The organism is Acinetobacter sp. WCHAc060042, assembly GCF_003231195.1.
Taxonomy (GTDB): Bacteria; Pseudomonadota; Gammaproteobacteria; order Pseudomonadales; family Moraxellaceae; genus Acinetobacter.
The window spans coordinates 19,193-37,467 of the sequence record NZ_QKVN01000035.1 but is presented as its reverse complement, the minus strand read 5'-3'; the positions used below and the strand labels follow the sequence as shown (position 1 = coordinate 37,467).

14 protein-coding genes are annotated in these 18,275 nt (G+C 40.8%); 6 read left to right on the top strand and 8 right to left on the bottom strand.

Annotated elements, in window-relative coordinates; genetic code table 11:
* Nucleotides 1-32 precede the first annotated feature (32 nt).
* Nucleotides 33-2,171, bottom strand: coding sequence for a TonB-dependent receptor domain-containing protein (locus DPG01_RS14285; RefSeq protein WP_110975546.1), 2,139 nt, complete (start codon nucleotides 2,169-2,171; stop codon nucleotides 33-35).
* 274 nt (nucleotides 2,172-2,445) lie between these two features.
* On the opposite strand from DPG01_RS14285, the gene tig reads away from it, so the two are divergent.
* The 4 genes from tig (at nucleotide 2,446) to DPG01_RS14265 (ending at nucleotide 6,789) form a co-directional block, all read left to right on the top strand.
* Nucleotides 2,446-3,777, top strand: coding sequence for a trigger factor (tig, locus tag DPG01_RS14280; RefSeq protein ID WP_086209938.1), 1,332 nt, complete (start codon nucleotides 2,446-2,448; stop codon nucleotides 3,775-3,777).
* 192 nt (nucleotides 3,778-3,969) lie between these two features.
* A complete protein-coding gene (clpP, locus tag DPG01_RS14275; RefSeq protein ID WP_086209937.1) occupies nucleotides 3,970-4,575 on the top strand; it encodes an ATP-dependent Clp endopeptidase proteolytic subunit ClpP in 606 nt (201 codons plus the stop codon).
* A 28-nt stretch (nucleotides 4,576-4,603) separates the two neighbouring features.
* A complete protein-coding gene (clpX, locus tag DPG01_RS14270) occupies nucleotides 4,604-5,914 on the top strand; it encodes an ATP-dependent protease ATP-binding subunit ClpX (protein WP_110975545.1) in 1,311 nt (436 codons plus the stop codon).
* Between the two features lie 158 nt (nucleotides 5,915-6,072).
* Complete coding sequence (locus DPG01_RS14265; RefSeq protein WP_086209935.1) at nucleotides 6,073-6,789, top strand: DUF2846 domain-containing protein; 717 nt, start codon at nucleotides 6,073-6,075, stop codon at nucleotides 6,787-6,789.
* Nucleotides 6,790-6,794: 5 nt separating this feature from the next.
* Here DPG01_RS14265 and DPG01_RS14260 read toward each other — a convergent pair whose 3' ends face one another.
* From DPG01_RS14260 to DPG01_RS14250, 3 genes are all read right to left on the bottom strand, one after another.
* Nucleotides 6,795-7,343 carry a DUF2059 domain-containing protein gene (locus DPG01_RS14260; RefSeq protein ID WP_110975544.1) on the bottom strand — a complete coding sequence of 183 codons (549 nt, stop codon included), beginning with the start codon at nucleotides 7,341-7,343 and terminating at the stop codon, nucleotides 6,795-6,797.
* A gap of 103 nt (nucleotides 7,344-7,446) precedes the next feature.
* A complete protein-coding gene (locus DPG01_RS14255; protein ID WP_110975543.1) occupies nucleotides 7,447-8,973 on the bottom strand; it encodes a fumarate hydratase in 1,527 nt (508 codons plus the stop codon).
* Nucleotides 8,974-9,866: 893 nt separating this feature from the next.
* Nucleotides 9,867-10,727, bottom strand: a complete 861-nt coding sequence (locus DPG01_RS14250; RefSeq protein ID WP_110975548.1) for an AraC family transcriptional regulator — start codon at nucleotides 10,725-10,727, stop codon at nucleotides 9,867-9,869.
* 180 nt (nucleotides 10,728-10,907) lie between these two features.
* Here DPG01_RS14250 and DPG01_RS14245 point away from each other — a divergent pair, with 180 nt between their 5' ends.
* The gene (locus DPG01_RS14245; protein WP_110975542.1) at nucleotides 10,908-11,807 is read left to right on the top strand and encodes a DMT family transporter; all 900 of its coding nucleotides are present in this window, start codon (nucleotides 10,908-10,910) and stop codon (nucleotides 11,805-11,807) included.
* Between the two features lie 115 nt (nucleotides 11,808-11,922).
* Entirely contained in the window at nucleotides 11,923-12,426 is a 504-nt protein-coding gene (locus DPG01_RS14240) for a DinB family protein (protein ID WP_110975541.1), read from the top strand.
* 95 nt (nucleotides 12,427-12,521) lie between these two features.
* Here the strand turns inward: DPG01_RS14240 and DPG01_RS14235 are convergent, their stop codons facing one another.
* The 4 genes from DPG01_RS14235 to DPG01_RS14220 form a co-directional block, all read right to left on the bottom strand.
* Nucleotides 12,522-12,938 carry an NUDIX hydrolase gene (locus DPG01_RS14235; RefSeq protein WP_086209930.1) on the bottom strand — a complete coding sequence of 139 codons (417 nt, stop codon included), beginning with the start codon at nucleotides 12,936-12,938 and terminating at the stop codon, nucleotides 12,522-12,524.
* Between the two features lie 155 nt (nucleotides 12,939-13,093).
* On the bottom strand, nucleotides 13,094-14,107 hold the full coding sequence (locus tag DPG01_RS14230) for a hypothetical protein (protein ID WP_110975540.1): 1,014 nt from the start codon (nucleotides 14,105-14,107) through the stop codon (nucleotides 13,094-13,096).
* A gap of 201 nt (nucleotides 14,108-14,308) precedes the next feature.
* Complete coding sequence (gene pta, locus DPG01_RS14225; protein WP_110975539.1) at nucleotides 14,309-16,450, bottom strand: phosphate acetyltransferase; 2,142 nt, start codon at nucleotides 16,448-16,450, stop codon at nucleotides 14,309-14,311.
* A gap of 55 nt (nucleotides 16,451-16,505) precedes the next feature.
* Nucleotides 16,506-17,726: an acetate/propionate family kinase gene (locus DPG01_RS14220; RefSeq protein ID WP_086209927.1), complete on the bottom strand. Its 1,221-nt coding sequence runs from the start codon at nucleotides 17,724-17,726 to the stop codon at nucleotides 16,506-16,508.
* Between the last annotated feature and the right edge of the window lie 549 nt (nucleotides 17,727-18,275).

Here is an 18,275-nt window from a genome sequence, read left to right as displayed (position 1 = left end):
GAAGCAGGTTTTTTACATGATACTAAGTATCATTAGAAATCATAAGAAATGGATAGCCAGTAGTTACGACCAGGTAAATAGGTTCCTTCAGAGCTTCTGCCAATAGATAAATATTTATAGGCTTGCTGAACATTGCCGTTGGTATCTACATAATCCATATACTCGGTAAAGTCTTTATCTAATAGATTATTTACAGCGGCATTGATGCGGACATGATGATTTAATTGATAGCTTGTCCCTAAATTGAATAGGTTGTAAGCAGAAAATTTATTGTCTGTATGTCGTTCAATACTAATTTCTCCACCAGTTGGTGTTGCTAGATAGCGAGGACGTCCTGACTGATATTCGTGTTGTAACCAGACATCAAGGCGATCATTAATATGCCAAGTCGATGTTAGGTTAAATAAGTGTTTAGCCGTTGACTCAAGCGCATAACCTTTATTTGCACCTTTAGTGATTTCAGATTCGGTAAAAGTATAGGCCGCTTTGACATCCCATTCGGGAATGATTTGATATTTAAGCGATGTTTCTAAGCCATAAATTTCTGCTTCATCGGCATTGAAACTTTTGCTATAAGAAGTCACATTGCTATTGAAGTTTGAGCAATCATTGGTTGCACATGAAAAATTCCTAGACACAATCTTGTCTTCGACGACATTAAAAAATGCAGTAGCATTAAAGTCTAAAGTATCTGTAGGTTGATAGTTTAAACCGAGTTCGTAGTTAACAGATGTCTCTGGTTTTAAGTCCGGATTACCAAGGCTTGGTGTTGTACCTTGACCGCTATAGCCAATAATACCGTTGTATAAGTCCTTGGCTGATGGTGTTTTATAACCTGTACTTACACCACCTTTAAGCGTTAAAGCATCCGTTGTATTCCATACTAGGTATGCACGTGGACTAAAGTGACCACCAAATCCTGAATGATCTTCATAACGACCACCGAAAGTGAAATGTAAGTTATCTAATAAACTCCATTCATCTTCTGCATAGACTGACCATGTATCTTGGGTAAATTCTTTGCCCATACCTGCAATATCGTCAGCAATAGTGACATCTTTATATTCTGTACCCACAGTGAGTTTATGGTTCGCAATTGGAGCAACCAAATGTGAATCAAAAACTAAATCTGTATTTTCTAAGGTGCGTGGTAGGCCTGCTAAAGTAGGGAAGGCATCAGTTGGAATAGTACGACCTTTGGTCTCAGTTTTATTTTGACTAATGTACGTTTTCCATTGACCAAAATCGTAGTTACCATCGTGTCCTGCTGAGATTTGCACACGATTGAACTCTAACTCATCTTCATAGCCTGCAATGCCACCACGGCTAAAAAAGTTACCTAATCGCTGGTCAGAGTTGTCATAGGTTTGGTTTGAAGTAAAACCATCAACCCAGAAAGAGTTTTTATCATCTAATGTAAATTGTAATTTTCCACCGATATCATAGTTTTCAGCTTTGCTTGGACGTGGGTCGCGAGAGGTTGAACCCGCCACAATGCGTTCTGAACGTTGACGATCTAAATAACTCCCGCGGAGTTGTAAGCCTAAACGATCATGCATGATTGGGCCATTCAAGACAAAACTGGTTTTCCATAAGTCAGCTTCAGCATTACTTTCCATGACATTGCCACTGACAGTGACGTTACCATTCCATTCATTACTTATTTTTTTGGTAATGATGTTAATCACACCACCCATCGCTTCGGAACCATAGCGTGTTGCCATTGGTCCGCGGATGACTTCAATACGTTCAATAGAGGCTAAAGGTGGTAAAAAACCATTTGATGTTTCGCCAAAGCCGTTTGGAGTAACATCTGATGAGGTGGTTTGGCGGCGACCATCAATTAAAATCAGGCTATAGTCATTGCCTAGGCCACGCATTTTGATATTCAATCCTGATGTTTTTCCCACACCAGAACGAACGTCAATACCCGGCACATCAGCCAATAGGTCGGCAATGTTAGTCGCATTTTTCTTTTCTATATCTTCTTTAGTCACGACACTAATAGAAGCAGGTGCATTTTTAATATCTTGTTCAAAGCCAGCAGCTGAAACCACAATGGTGGAAAGCTGGTGGGTGGATGAATCTTCAGTTGTTGTTTCTGCAAAAACAGGAGTGGCTATTGCCCCGAGCAATGCCAGTGAAAGAGGGTGTAGATTAAACTTACTCATAACTAGAGTTCCAATGACGGACGAGAAAAAAAAGAAAAAATGTTCAATTATGGTGCAAATCTTAATAGTAGTATTTATCATTTGCAACAAAAACTATAAAAAATATAATACTTTGTACTTAATTTGGTGGGAATGTGGAGATGAGGGGAAAATAAAAAACTGCTAAAAGAATTAAAAAATATATGGTTTCAATCAGGTGTTTTGTATATCGTTCAATGTTGTCATATAATGTGGCACTTTTTAAAATTGTTATTACCAAAATATTGAGGAAGCCATGCAAGTAACTTCTGAAGCGGTTTCGGGTGTTACCCGTCGTTTAAATGTATCTGTACCGACGAGCCGTGTTAACGAGCAGTTCGAAGCTCGCTTAAAACGCACTGCTAAAACTGTGAAGATCAACGGCTTCCGTCCAGGTAAAGTGCCAGTAAATGTTGTTCGTCGTGAATATGGCGCGGGTATCTACCAAGAAGTCGTAAGCGACATCATTCGTGACACGGTATTCGAAGCAATCCAACAAGAAAAAATCAATGCTGTTGGTATGCCAAACATTGAAAAATCTGAATTAAAAGACGACGCGCTTGTATATGAAGCGACTGTTGAAGTTTATCCAGAAGTTGAAGTTAAATTTGCTGGTTTAGAAGTTGAACGTAAAGCATCTGAAGTGAACGACAAAGACGTTGACCAGATGATTGAAAACCTTCAAAAGCAACGTGCTTCTTGGACTGAAACAAAAGGCATGGCTAAAAAAGACATGCAAGTCACTTTTGACTTTGAAGGTTCTGTAGATGGTGAGAAGTTTGAAGGCGGTTCTGCTGAAGACTTTAAACTTGTTTTAGGTTCAGGTCGTATGATTCCTGGCTTCGAAGACGGCATCGTTGGTATGAAGAAAGGCGAAGAGAAAGTGATTGATGTTACTTTCCCTGAAGACTACCAAGCTGAAAACCTTGCAGGCAAAGCTGCACAATTCAAAATCACTGTGAAGCTTGTTGAAAAGCAAAAACTTCCTGAAGTTGATGCTGAATTCCTTCAAATTTTTGGTCTAACTGAAGAAGAAGGCGTTGAAAAATTAAAAGCTGACGTTCGTAAAAACATGGAACGTGAAGTGAAAAATGGTCTACGTAACCAAGTGAAGGGTGCTACTTTTGATGCGCTTGTTGCTGCAAACGAAGTTGAACTTCCAGCATCTATGGTTGCTCAAGAAGTTGACCGTCAACGTCAACAAATGATTCAACAGTTCACACAGCAGTTTGGTGCTCAAGGTGCGAAAGCATTTGACTCAAGCATGCTTCCAGATGAATTGTTCAAAGAACAAGCTGAAAAATCTGTAAAATTAGGCGTACTGGTAAGCAAGGTTTTAGCTGATGCTAAAATTGAAGTAGATCAAGCACGTGTTGATGCTTACATCGAAGACATGGCTTCTTCTTACGAAGATCCAGCTGAAGTGATCGAATACTTCAAAAATGACAAACAACAACGTTCGCAAATCGAAGCTGTTGTGTTGGAAGACCAAGTGGTTGATCACATTTTGGCATCTGCTAAAGTAACGGATACTGCTGTAAGCTACGAAGACTTATTGAAAGAGCAACAAGCTCGTCAACAAGGCTAAGTTTAGCTAAAGTAAAAAAGGCGCTTTGAGCGCCTTTTTTATTGTGATTTAGGTTTGTAAAAGCTCTTGTGTTCACAAAGCTTATGCAAAAAATATCTGTTATTTACTTGGGAATATTTTGCATTTTCAGCAATTATCCCTCATATTGTGACTATGAGTTGAGTAACAAAAAATTTAGGAATAAATAAACGTATGTATATTCCAACTATCGAAAATGCTTTAGTTCCAATGGTTGTAGAACAGTCATCTCGTGGTGAGCGTTCATTTGACATCTATTCACGTTTGTTACGTGAGCGTGTCATCTTCTTGACTGGTGAAGTTGAAGATAACATGGCAAATTTGATTGTCGCGCAAATGTTGTTTTTAGAAGCGGAAAACCCAGATAAAGACATTCACCTTTACATCAACTCACCAGGTGGTTCAGTGACTGCAGGTATGGCGATTTACGATACCATGCAATTCATTAAGCCAGACGTTGTGACTTATTGTATGGGTCAAGCAGCATCAATGGGTGCATTCTTGTTGAATGCTGGTGCGAAAGGTAAACGTTATTGCCTTGAAAATGCACGTGTTATGATCCACCAACCGTTAGGCGGTTTCCGTGGTCAGGCATCTGATATTGAAATTCATGCACGTGAAATTCTGTTTATTAAAGAGCGTTTAAACCGTTTAATGGCAGAGCACAGTGGTCAAGACTTTGAGACTGTGGCACGTGATACTGACCGTGACAACTTTATGACAGCACAAGCTGCAAAAGAATATGGTCTCGTGGACGAAGTGTTATCTAAACGTCCATAAGTTTTAAAAGTTTAGAATTGGAGTGAATATGTCCGAACATCCTCAAGGACAAAAGCATTGTTCATTTTGCGGTAAAACGCAGTCTGAGGTCGGGAAACTGATTGCAGGCGAGGACGCGTACATCTGTAATGAATGTGTGGACGTATGCTTAGACTTGGTGCAAACCAGTCAACAAGTTGAGTCGGGTGACTGGGCTGCAAAACCATTGCCTAAACCTCACGAAATTCGTGCGGCATTAGATCAATATGTTATTGGTCAAGATGTGGCAAAGAAAACCTTGTCTGTTGCTGTCTATAACCACTATAAACGCCTTAAAGCGACACATGGTGGGCATAAGCACGATGAGGCTGTTGAAATTGCGAAAAGTAATATCTTATTGGTAGGGCCAACAGGTTCGGGTAAAACTTTACTTGCGCAAACGATGGCACGTCTGCTCGATGTTCCTTTTGCTATGGCTGATGCAACGACACTTACCGAAGCAGGCTATGTCGGTGAAGATGTTGAAAATATCGTGCAAAAGCTTCTACAAAAAGCAGACTACGATGTAGAAAAAGCGCAAAAAGGTATTATCTACATCGACGAAATCGACAAGATTACCCGTAAGTCTGAAAATCCGTCGATCACGCGTGATGTGTCGGGTGAAGGCGTACAACAAGCTTTACTGAAAATGATCGAAGGTACGGTTGCCTCTATTCCACCTCAAGGGGGTCGTAAGCATCCGCAGCAAGAATTTATTCAAATTGATACTTCAAATATCTTGTTCATCTGTGGTGGAGCATTCTCAGGTCTTGAGAAAATCGTACAACAGCGTCAAGAAAAAGGCGGCATCGGCTTCACTGCTGAAGTGAAGAAGAAAGATGAAGGCAAGAAATTGTCTGATTTGTTCCGTCAAGTTGAAGCAACCGATTTGGTGAAATTTGGTCTGATTCCAGAGTTTATTGGTCGTTTACCTGTAATTGCGACTTTGGAAGAGTTAGACGAAGAAGCTTTGATGCAAATTCTGACTGAACCGAAGAATGCACTGACACGTCAATATCAACATTTGTTTGATATGGAAAATGTTGATCTGGTTTTTGAAGACTCAGCACTACGCGCTGTGGCGAAAAAAGCCTTAGACCGCAATACGGGTGCACGTGGCTTACGTTCTATTTTGGAAAATACGCTGCTTGAAACCATGTATGATTTACCAAGTCGTACCGATGTTGGCACGGTTGTGGTGAATGAAGACGTGATTAACGGTACAGCTGCGCCATTATTTAAGCCAGAGCGTTTACCAAGAATCGAACAGAAAGATACAGCTAAAGTTGATTTAAAAGTGATTAACTCAAAGTCCGCTTAAGTTGTTATTCATCTGAAACGTGTGAAAATCGAGTATTTTCACACGTTTTTTTGTATTCAAAAAAAAGAGGGAATGTTACTCTGCATCATAGGCTGGGATGCCTAGATTAAAACTAAAAATTCAGTATCAAAATAAAAAATATGCCGTGAGGAATAGTCATGCGTGCAATGACGATTACGCTTTTAAGCAGTTTAATTTTATTGGGTTGTCATGGGAAAGTTGCAGTGGAGCAACCTGAATTAACATCAACCCTCAGTCATGAGGTCGATTTTGATCACGACCCTAGCATGATTGAGCAGTATCGTATTGGGGTGTTTAGCGTAGGTGGTTGGGTCAATCAAAAATTAGGACAGCGTTTTCAGCGTGTTCAACCTCAACATGAACAAGCAGCGATCGTCTATCTATACCGTCCAGATTCAAAATGGAATCGTCAAGAAATTGTGGCTTCGAGCTTATTTATCAATAAAGAACGTATTCCAAGCCTGCTTAACAATCATTACTATTGGGTCGAATTGCCCGCGGGAACTTATCGTTTATCGAGCAGTAGGCCTTTGGGCATTAATCATTTCCAAAAGCCAAAATATCTCGATTTTAGTGTAGAAGCGGGGCAGTCTTATTTCATCAAGTATGATGAAGAGAACTTGGCTACCCGACGAGAGGTTGCAGGGCCTTTGGCGGTTATCCCTGAAAAAATTGCGATTCAGGAAATTGCATTTACCCAGTTAAAGTCCAACAGTTATAACTTTGTAGCTGAAGATCAACACACGGGTGAGTTACGAAAGAAAGCGCAAAAACTTAAACCTGCAAAATATGACCCAAATGAAGATGTTCAACTGATGAAGCCGTTTAAGCTGTGGAATCCTTTAACCTGGTAAGTAAACTATTTTGCTTTTTTGGCTTGATCAAATAATGGTGTAAGGGTCTTTTCAATTTGACGATTCATTTCCTGCTGAATAGCAGGATCTTGCATCATTTCCGCAGACATGGCGATGCTATTGCGCATGATTTCGCTCATCATTTTACTGCTTTTTTTATTGATAGACTGGCCTAGAGGTGTTTCGAGAAACTGAATGTTGGCCAACACTTCCTCTTCGGTAAAGGTCTGCATGTAGACATCTTTTAGCATTTGCATAAATTTTGGATCTGAAATCAATTTGCTGCTAAACGATGCGGTGATTTCAGCGATTTGCTTGGCTGCTTTTTGTTGTTCAGGATTAAGTGTAGATGTTTTAAAAATATTCTTAATAATTTCTTCGGCTTGTTGGTCATAGACAGGGCGCATCTCTTGCTGAGACTGCGCTAAAGTGCCTTTAATATCGCCGAGTTTGAGCGCCTTTTCTACCGATGCTTCGGTCGCGGGTTTTGCAAAAGAAGCTGTGCTGAGGACACATAAGGTAATACCGTAAAGCATGTGATTTAATTTTTTCATTGTTGGTCTATATCTTTTGATTAAGTCTATAAAAATAGGTAAAAAAATACCCTTAACATGACCTTAGCATGTTAAGGGTATTTAAAAAAGTAAAACTTAAGTTTTAGCCAGCTACAGCATCGACTACTGGAATTTTACCAATTTTGGCTTGCCAAATTTTTGGTGCTGTTGCGTGAATAGAGGTACCATTCACATCAACTGCTACCGATACAGGCATGTCTTTCACTACAAATTTGTAAATCGCTTCCATGCCTAAGTCAGCAAAAGCAACCACTTCAGCTTCACGAATCGCTTTAGACACAAGGTAAGCTGCGCCACCCACTGCCATCAAGTAAGTCGCTTTGTTGTCTTTGATTGCTTCAACAGCAGCAGGACCACGGTCTGCTTTACCGATCATGCCGAACATACCGGTTGCTTCAAGTACTTGACGTGTGAACTTGTCCATACGTGTTGCTGTTGTTGGGCCGGCAGGACCAACCACTTCATCACCGACTGGATCTACAGGGCCAACGTAGTAAATGAATTTACCTTTTAAGTCGACAGGAAGCTCTTCACCATTGTTCAACATGTCGACCATGCGTTTGTGTGCAGCATCACGACCCGTATAAATGGTACCGTTCAGAAGTAAGGTGTCGCCTGGTTGCCAAGCGTTCATTTCTTCTTGAGTAATGGTGTCGAGGTCAACACGTTTAGAAGTTGATGAATCCCAAGTGACAGATGGGTAGTCTTCCAGTTTTGGTGCTTGAATGTGTGCAACACCTGTACCATCAAGTTGGAAGTGTGCGTGACGAGTCGCTGCACAGTTTGGAATCATACCGACTGGTTTGCCCGCAGCGTGACATGGGTAATCTTTAATTTTAATGTCTAGAACTGTGGTTAAGCCACCTAGACCTTGCGCGCCAATGCCGAGTGCGTTTACTTTTTCGAAGATTTCCATACGAAGTTCTTCGATTTTATTTGCAGGGCCGCGACGAAGTAATTCGTCCATGTTGATTTCTTCCATGAGCGATTCTTTTGCAAGCATCATGGCTTTTTCAGCAGTACCACCAATACCAATACCCAACATGCCTGGTGGACACCAACCTGCACCCATGGTTGGAACAGTTTTTAGTACCCAATCCACGATTGAGTCTGATGGGTTGAGCATAGCCAGTTTAGATTTGTTTTCTGAACCACCACCTTTTGCTGCAACAGTAATATCCACTTTGTTGCCTGGAACAAGTTTGTGATAGATCACAGCAGGGGTGTTGTCTTTGGTATTTTTACGACCAAAAGCTGGGTCAGCCAATACAGAAGCACGCAGTACATTTGAGTTTTCTAAGTAACCTTGACGTACGCCTTCGTTGATTGCATCGTCTAAGCTCATGGTTAAATCAAATTTAACATCCATACCCACTTCAACGAATACGTTGACGATACCTGTATCTTGACAGATTGGGCGGTGGCCCTCTGCGCACATACGCGAGTTAATTAAGATTTGCGCGATCGCATCCTTCGCAGCTTTGTTCTCTTCACGATCATACGCACGGCTCATCGCTTGGATAAAGTCTTGTGGGTGATAGTAAGAAATGAACTGAAGCGCGTCTTTGACCGATGTGATCAAATCATCTTGCTTGATAATAGTGGTCATACAAATATCTCTTGAGCGGGCTGATAGCTAGCGGGCTAAATTATAAGACAAAATGTCGAGGTTGTGGATGTTTTACGCAGCCTTTGGGCGAAAGTTTAATAGTTGAACAAAATTGACGAGAAAGTGAGGTCATATAAGGTTGTAAATATGACAAAATTGCCTAAGTTGAATGAAATATTTCATGCTAAAAGTGAATCAATAGGTATAATTTTTATATTAAGATTTTGAATATATTGAAAAAATACTAACATTTAAAATATGACAATATTGTCATAAATTTGTCATAAAACTTTCGCATAATGCACTTATCAAACTATAGGACATCGAACATGTTGACAGGTTTAGTGATGGCTGCGGGCTTTTGTGTATATATTGCAGCGACTTGGATGTACGGTCAAAAAGAAGATCAGGCTTAAGCTTTATCTTCTTTTTTTGTTTTAAGCTCTTTTCAAATCTCAGGGCAACCACATACTTTGCATCATAAATAATCACTATTTTTATATTAACCTGAGTTCGATGATTTTTATCTAACATATTACAAATAAAAGAATAATTATATCGGAGTCTTACCGTTTTAATTCATATAGCAGGATTAACCTTCGGTTCGACCTACTTTTCTTTCGGGAAAAGTAAGCAAAACCATTGTCATCCACAAAACCTGTTTTAATTCTTGGAATCTATTCATTATTTCGCAAAAAAAATATCTTATAAAAACCACGTAGGTTGTGGATGACGTTTCCGTGTCTCATATAACATACATAAATTTAATGCCGAACTCTGATTGTTATTTAAATATAGGCTAACTGAACTACTAAAAACACAAAAAGATTGAAATTTAGACAAATCTTGCTGTTGCCCAGCTTCAAATCTGCGCTTTATCCTATCGAAGGGTTCTAATTTTTCCGCATTTGGGATGGAGAGTAGCCAAAGTGCTTTTTAAAGCGATGACTAAAATGGCTGCTGGAGCTAAATCCATACTGTTCTGAAATCTCCGTCATATTGGCAGTCGTCTGCTGTAGAGCTTGGTGTGCCAGTTCAAGTCGACGTTGCATCACATATTGGTGTGGCGGCATTTGCATGGATTGCTTAAACATATGGGCAAAATGGTACTCACTGAGCTGCGTTTGCTCGGCCAAATCTGACAAGGTCAAGCTTTGCTGAATATGTTGATCAATCCATTCTAATAACTGTTTCAGGCTATATGGAGACAGCCCGCCTTTGACTTCAGGGGCTTGCCACTCGGTATGGCTATAATTTTTAATCAAATGATTGAGCAGAAGTGTCGTGGCAGTACTCATCTGCAAATGATTTTCACGGTTCTGCCAAGCCCCATTGAGTAAAAAGTGTCGGTAGATCATAGCAATCTGTGGGTCGGCCACGAAACTTTGTGGATTTAAAATAATTTGGCTCGGCTCACGATCCCACACCTGTTCGGCGACGCGTTGTAGATGTTGCTCAGTGTAATAAAGATGCACAAAAGTCAGGGGGTCACGCAAATCCCAAGTTGACTCAAAATCTTGTGGCATCAGGCACATATGATCTGGCCCACCGCCATTATGCCAACCTTGTGCTGTTTTTTGATAACTGTGATATCCCCCTTGAATGTACATGCTAAGGGTATGGTGGTTACTGCAAACACTGACGCGGTCTTGGTTGTTTTGCCACATGGCCAACTGCATGCCCGAACCTAACTCGACCGAGTCGATGAGTCGAGCTTTATGCTGTTGTAATTGATCTAGAATCTGATATTTCATCATCTATACGCAGTGCCGAATGGAAGAATGAGTGTAGGACTTTGATTTCATTTTGTCATCTATATCCGAAAACCAGTAAAAAAACCACAAGTTCATGATAGTGACCACAAGAAGGTGCAAGTAATCGGACAGCTAAACCAAGCACAATAGCGTGAGTGGTTTGAGTTGGATTGAAAGAGTATGAATGCGCTGTTATATGCTTTGGTGGTCGTGATTTGGGGAACAACATGGATTGCGATAAGTCTGCAACAACAAAGTGGAATATCGACCAATGTGGCAGTGTTTTGGCGTTTCTTTATTTCAGCTCTGGTGCTCTTTGCTTTTGTTGTGTTGTGCCGAAAACTGCAAAAATTGGCTGTAAAAGATCATCTGTTTTGTATGTTACAAGCGTGCTGTATTTTTGGTTTTAACTTTGTCTGTTTCTACTATGCGGTGCAATATATTAGTAGCGGTTTGGAGGCCGTTATTTTTTCGATGGCGGTCATTTTTAATACCCTCAATGCCAAACTATTCTTTGGACAACAGGTTTCTACACGTTTTTACCCTGCGGCTTTACTGGGTGGATTGGGGATTATTGCCTTGTTTTGGCATGATGTGGTGGGAAGTACCTTAAACAACCATACGCTGATAGGGATTGGTCTTTGTGTGTTGGGCACTTATGGTTTTTCACTGGGCAATATGATCAGTGCGCGTCATCAAAAACACGGTCTGGATATTTTCACCACCAATGCTTATGGCATGCTATATGGTTCACTTCTGATGGCATTGATTGCTGGATTTAAACACGACGAGTTTTTCCCCGCTATGGAATTTAGTGCAGTGAGTGCTTTATTGTATTTGGCTGTTTTTGGTTCAGTGATTGGCTTTACTGCTTATTTCTATTTGGTCGGAAGGATTGGGGCAGGCAAGGCAGCTTATAGTACCTTGTTATTTCCGTTGGTGGCTTTGGTGATTTCGACCCTTTGGGAAGGGTATCAATGGCATATAAATGCGGTGATTGGGGTGATTTTGATTTTATGTGGTAATGCAATTTTCTTTATCAAGCCACCCAAGTTGAGGTTGAGTCAAATGTTGAAGTGAAGCTGGGAGTGTACGAGAAAATTAAAAGATATTCTGCACTATAAATGAAAGGCTTAGGTGTTTTTCATCCTGTGTATTATGCTCATTTTAGAGAACTTCATGTATGGCTTTATAAATGGATTTAAAAACGTTTGAATTATTCGCTCGTTACAACGTATGGTCTACTCAAAAATTAAACCAAGCTTTAAAAAATGTTTCTGATGAAGATTTTAATGCTGAATGCGGACTGTTCTTCAAAACTATTTCTGGAACGTTGAATCATTTGCTTGTGGGGGAGCATTATCTATGGTTTCCTCGGTTTTCATCGAAACCATCGCCTCTACTGAAGTTAAATACCATCGTAGAGAGGGATAAAGATAAACTCATGTTTGAGTTAGAAAGCAGGGCTCACCATTGGATAGATTTTTTAAAACATGTTGATGTGGAAAAATTTGGACATGATTTACACTACAAAACATCGGCTGGACAAGAAATGAGCCTGCCCTATGCTGCTACATTATTGCATGTGTTTAACCATGCAACGCATCATCGGGGGCAAGTCACAGCAGCTTTAACTTCAATGGGCTATCCATGTCCAGAGATTGATATGGTGTATATGTTGATCGAAGACCGTCAGTAAATTAAACAAAATAGTGACTACCGTTAAAAAATAGACATAAAGTCTTTGTTAATACACATTATTTTAGTTCTAACGAATATAAAATCTTTTCCAAATTAGGGTTCAATTTTTGATTTAATAAACGTTAGTAACTCTTGGAATAATGGATGCCATTCAGCGCTTGGTGACTCAAACAGAGGGTGCCAAAAGAAATTAAATTCTAATCCACCGTCATCATTGCAAAAATGTGTCCAATGCTCTTTTAAAGCTTCTGTGCTATGGCAGATAAATACATGCCAGTTCGGGCCTTGCTCAGATGGATGATGTAAACCTAAATATGAGTGAATATGTGCAGATAAAATACCAGACTCTTCGTAAAGCTCCCGCAGAGCCGCTGTTTCCAACTCTTCATTCACTTCAACTGTACCTTTTACGATTTGAATACCCGCAATTGGATGCTTAAACACTAATATTTCTGTTTTTTGATTGATATTTCGAAATATAACTGGGACGACTTTTTCGATTAATGTCATTTTTGAATTTTATCCAAGAGGCAAGTCGGTACACTACTTAAAAGGTAGATAGGGTCATGGATATGGTCGCGGGCTATATTGGAGCATCTAGTTATCAAAAGCTATTAGGGCGTTTTTCGACTAAAAATAGCATTCACCAAATACACATGCATTCATCATGATGCTGTATTAGCTTTAATCCGAAGCGCTTCCATCTCAATCTCAACCATTTTTTGAGAATTGTCATGTTTATTACTCAACTCAGCAAACCTCTGTCGATCTGGTGAGTCCGATAGGATGATATTACCCATTTCAATTTGAAGATTATTTTCTTCTTTCAACTTTTCACGAGCGGCTGTGACTTCAGCGCTTTTGAGTGTCACAGTATCGTATTTTTGATTCAGTTCATGAATTCGTGTAGTGGTTTGTTTAACAGCCTTCATAAGCGCATTCCTATTACCGCTGTCTATCGCATGTTTCATGTCCGTAAAAGAATCTTGCGCCTTTTGTTTGGCTGTATGAGATACGGCTCTAAGTGCAATGAGGTCATGTTTGATGTCTGCGGCATTATCTTGACTCAGATGTGAGGCGCTATGGGGTGGAGTATGAGCCGTAACATTGAGCTCAGGGTCTGATTTTACCTGTTGTCGCGTGTTGTTTAATGCCCCTGAATTCAGTTGAGGGTAAATCATGTGTTGTAAGGCTCTCATTTCACTGACAGAACTTTGTTGTATCACGCTGATTTGCGCTTCTAATCCAGTGATGCGATCCATCTGTGGTGGATTTTTAGTATTTTCTTGTGCGAGCTCAACTCCCAGAAGATGGACTTGCTTAAATTTTTCACTGAGCGCAGCAACCTCATGGCTTTTGAAGTGTGTTGCATCTAGTGCAGCGTTAAACTCAAGTGAGTGGGTTTTCAGTTGCTCAAGTAGAGCAGGTAGGGCATCGACTTGTTTATTTTGACGAGCTGCTTTAAGTGCGTCTTGTGCGCTCAAAATGGCTTGAGAGTTTTTATTCGCAATCTGATCCAAGGCATCAAGATCAGTTTTAATATCCGTTGGATTGGCTGTACTTAAGTTTTTATGTGTTGGTGTTGAGTCTGATGATATTTGTTGCTGTTGATTAGACTCACTGCATGCTGTCAGAGAAAGTGTTGCTGTCAGTAGAATTGGAAGCCATTTTTTATTCATTATGAGACCAATGATTTAGAATTTAATTATATGGCTTGAGTATATTGTTTAAGTATTTGAAAAGTAAAGCCTTAATCTTTTGTCTATAGTCTGGCTATGCGTAAATATGCTGTAGTTGAGCTTCGGTCATATCGTTGAGCGCTATAAAATAAAAAACCACCCAACTGTTTAGCTGGATGGTTTGGATCACATCAACTCGATTTAAGCGGTTGCTTGCTGTTCCGCTTGAATTGCAGTGAGTGCAATCGTAAACACGATGTCATCCACCAAAGCGCCACGAGACAAATCATTTACTGGTTTATTCAAACCTTGCAACATTGGGCCCACACTCACAACATTTGCAGAGCGTTGTACAGCTTTATAGGTTGTATTTCCTGTGTTTAAGTCAGGGAAAATAAATACATTTGCACGACCTGCAACTTTAGAATCAGGTGCTTTCGAGCGTCCGACACTTTCAACCGATGCTGCATCGTACTGAAGCGGCCCATCAATCAACAGATCAGGACGACGTTCTTTCGCTATACGTGTTGCCTCAGCGACTTTCTCTACTTCAGCACCAGCACCAGAGGTACCCGTTGAGTATGAGATCATTGCAATACGTGGGTCTAAACCGAAAGCTTTTGCTGAGTCAGCCGATTGAATCGCAATTTCAGCGAGTTGTTCTGCGTTTGGATCTGGGTTAATGGCACAGTCACCATAGACATAGACTTCATCAGGTAACAGCATAAAGAACACGGAAGAGACCAATGAATACTCAGGCGCGGTTTTAATGAGCTGAAATGCTGGACGTACGGTATTTGCAGTGGTGTGTATTGCACCTGAAACTAAGCCGTCAACTTGATTGAGTGCTAGCATCATGGTACCGAGAACGACCGTGTCTTGCAGTTGTTCGCGTGCTTGTAGCTCATTCAGTTTGCCGTTTCGTAGGTCCACCATTTTTTCAACATAGTTTTCACGAATCAGATCTGGGTCAATAATTTCTAAGTCATGTGGAAGTTCAATACCACGTGCTTTCGCCACTTCAACCACGGCTTCAGGTTTCGCCAATAAGATACAGTGGGCAATACCACGAGATTGGCAAATGGCAGCAGCTTGAACTGTACGTGGTTCATCACCTTCGGGTAGAACAATACGTTTCTTCGCAGCAATTGATTTTTGAACCAATTCATGGCGGAAAGCTGAAGGGGAAAGGCGTGGTTGGTACGATCCGTTCAACATCTCAGTGAGCCATGCCTCATTGATATGGCTTGATACAAAACGGGTAACTTGTTCTGCACGCTCAGTATCATCGACCGGAATTTCGTTGCTGAGATTGGCTAAACTCTGCGCGGTGTCAAACGTGCTGAGTGATGTATGTAAAATCGGCAAGCCTTGTTTAATCGCTGTTTGGCAGAACGCGAGCACTTGCTCGTTTGGTGTATGGTGCTCGGTCAGTACGAGCCCTGCCAATGGTATACCGTTACTGCTGGCTAAGCTTGAAGCTAATAGTACATCAATACGATCTGATGCACTAATGATGAGCTCACCTGCGACAAACTTATGAAGTTCGTGCTCAATATTCGATGCAATTAAACTGCTATGTAATACACGACGTTGTGTTGCATCGCCTTGATTGATCCATTCTGCCTGAATATGCGTAGCTAAGTCCGACATACGCGGTACGCTAAGCGTATTACTAAACGGAACTAAACCAATTACTGGCAGTTTGTCTGAACCGAGTTTTGGATGGGTCTTTTGGAGTTCAATAATGAACTTATTGGTATCGCTAACTAAACGGAGACTTGGGTCAATCGTCACAGGAATATGTGCCGAGTCATCAGGTAAACCCTTGGTACGCATTAATAACACACCTGCGGTTCGCTCTGAACTTGCACCACCAAAATAACGGAGTTGACTATCAACTTTCTCAGCCGTCGCACTTGGTTTATTAATGTCTGCATTGCTGACGATGATCACTTTAGCATCGAGCGCTTGGGCAAGTTGCGCGTTTAGTTCAGACGCAAAAGAATCACGGTTGTTTGGGACTAAACCTTCAACGATAATCAGGTCATGCTTACGTGCAATGGTGCGGTGTAGGCGAACTGCATCTTCAAGTAACTCATCATTTTCACCTGCGCTAAGTTGTTGCAAAATAGTGTGATAATTAATGGGTTCAACAGTTTCGTTTTTAGACACATGGTGATAGAGCGCCGTTGTACGGTCTGCGCCCGCCGTGAGTTCTTGAGAGAATGGTTTTAAAAAGCCAGCTTTAACACCTTGGCATTCCAGTGCATAAACCAAACCTAGGCAGGCTGATGTTAAGCCTACACCTTCCCCAGTCGGCACAAGTAAAATTGTTTTCATATATTTATTCGTCATACAAGAAATTAAAACAGACTTGAACGAATGTAACGACCGCTTAAGCGATCGCTACATTGTCTTCAGACTTTTTTGCAGCAGTTTGAATCACCTCATTGGCTACAACATGCTCAGTCTCTTTCGCAATACGTCCTTCTTCATCGGTTGGTACAACCCAGATCTGTGGACCTGTGCCTGCATCAATACGACCTTCAGTACCACGCTTTAGATTGTCATTGGCTTCTTTGCTAAAGTTGAAACCAAAGTGTGGGAGGTAAGCAATCGTTTTTTCGCGAATATATGCAGAGTTTTCACCAATACCGCCAGTGAAGAATAGGCCATCCAGTCGTGGTAAACCACAGCTCAGTGCAGCTAACGATTTTGCAAGGCGATAACAGAACACTTCAATGGCTAAAGTTGCATCTTCATCACCTTGTTCAGAGGCTTCAATCAACGTACGCATGTCATTTGAAAGATCAGACAAACCGAGTAAGCCTGATTGGCTATTCAGCATTTTATCAATTTTATAAATATCCCAACCTAAGTTGTTGGCAAGGAAACTATGTAAGCTTGGATCGACATCACCGCTGCGGGTGCCCATCACGACACCTTCAAGTGGCGTTAAGCCCATTGAGGTATCAACACTTTGCCCATTCCAAATTGCACAAGTAGAACTACCATTACCCAAGTGTGCTGTTAACCAGCCCCCTTGTTTAAAGCTACCTGCCAGTTCTGAACCGCGTTCAGACACATAAGCATGGCTCGTACCGTGGAAACCATAGCGACGTACATTGTGCTCAGTATATAAGAACTTCGGTACAGCATAGCGGTATGCATGAGCAGGCATGGTTTGATGGAAAGCCGTGTCAAACACAGCCACTTGAGGTAGCTCTGGAAATAAACGCATAGTTGCGTCAATCCCAACCAAGTGAGCTGGGTTGTGGAGTGGTGCAAGTGGTGTCGCTGCACGAATGCGTTCTACAATTTCTTCTGTTAAAAGCTCAGCTTTGGTCAATGTACCACCATGTACGACGCGGTGACCAATGGCTTGAGGGTTATAGTGTGAAAGACGTTCTAAGATCGTTTCCAATGCTTTTTCATGATCGGCGTGTGGAATCGACAATTCAAGGGGTTGACCACCCGCTGTAATGCCTTTGATACGAGCTTCAGCAGAACCTAAGTTCTCAGCTAAACCAAAAATACGATCTTCACGACGTTCAGAAACGAGTGCATATTTGATTGATGAAGATCCGCAGTTAATTACTAATACTGATGTAGACACGTTTTAATACCCGATTCTAATTGAATTATCCGTCCTAGAACTGATCTTCATGCAGTACGTTCTTATGCAATCTTGATCATTTTTTATGTTGTATCATGTGTATATTTTTAGTCCTAGATAGACTTTAGGTGATTAGACTTAAGCACTATCGACCGTCTGATGAATAATAATTAAAATTTATCGGTTCATAATTTTCATTTATTCATGAAATGATGCCGAAATATTATTCACGTTCAGCCTTTCAAAAATAGCATGCTGTATACCCAAAGCAGTTAAATAGTTTGTGGCATTCCTGTTTGTTTTTGATATTGCATCGAAGATCAGCACAACTTCAATACAATGAGTGCAATCATAAAAAGTCATGACATCACTTTAGTTAGACCATGTCATATCTCAACCATGGTTCTCCTCAGTTCCAAAGCTCTAGTCAACGACAAAGAACGAGAGGCACTTCTGATATAGATGGTGCTTTTGAGTTCTATATTTTAGGGAATTATTCAGATATAAAAAAAAGTTCAGCCCTTCGAGGAGGGCTGAACATTTTGCCTA

Excerpts from the sequence above, each read along its gene's own strand:
- clpX (WP_110975545.1), top strand. The coding sequence starts at position 4,604 with ATGTCCGAACATCCTCAAGGACAAAAGCATTGTTCATTTTGCGGTAAA.
- DPG01_RS14255 (WP_110975543.1), bottom strand. The coding sequence starts at position 8,973 with ATGACCACTATTATCAAGCAAGATGATTTGATCACATCGGTCAAAGAC.
- clpP (WP_086209937.1), top strand. The coding sequence starts at position 3,970 with ATGTATATTCCAACTATCGAAAATGCTTTAGTTCCAATGGTTGTAGAA.
- DPG01_RS14235 (WP_086209930.1), bottom strand. The coding sequence starts at position 12,938 with ATGACATTAATCGAAAAAGTCGTCCCAGTTATATTTCGAAATATCAAT.
- pta (WP_110975539.1), bottom strand. The coding sequence starts at position 16,450 with ATGAAAACAATTTTACTTGTGCCGACTGGGGAAGGTGTAGGCTTAACA.
- DPG01_RS14285 (WP_110975546.1), bottom strand. The coding sequence starts at position 2,171 with ATGAGTAAGTTTAATCTACACCCTCTTTCACTGGCATTGCTCGGGGCA.
- DPG01_RS14260 (WP_110975544.1), bottom strand. The coding sequence starts at position 7,343 with ATGAAAAAATTAAATCACATGCTTTACGGTATTACCTTATGTGTCCTC.
- DPG01_RS14265 (WP_086209935.1), top strand. The coding sequence starts at position 6,073 with ATGCGTGCAATGACGATTACGCTTTTAAGCAGTTTAATTTTATTGGGT.
- DPG01_RS14240 (WP_110975541.1), top strand. The coding sequence starts at position 11,923 with ATGGATTTAAAAACGTTTGAATTATTCGCTCGTTACAACGTATGGTCT.
- DPG01_RS14245 (WP_110975542.1), top strand. The coding sequence starts at position 10,908 with ATGAATGCGCTGTTATATGCTTTGGTGGTCGTGATTTGGGGAACAACA.
- DPG01_RS14230 (WP_110975540.1), bottom strand. The coding sequence starts at position 14,107 with ATGAATAAAAAATGGCTTCCAATTCTACTGACAGCAACACTTTCTCTG.
- DPG01_RS14250 (WP_110975548.1), bottom strand. The coding sequence starts at position 10,727 with ATGAAATATCAGATTCTAGATCAATTACAACAGCATAAAGCTCGACTC.
- tig (WP_086209938.1), top strand. The coding sequence starts at position 2,446 with ATGCAAGTAACTTCTGAAGCGGTTTCGGGTGTTACCCGTCGTTTAAAT.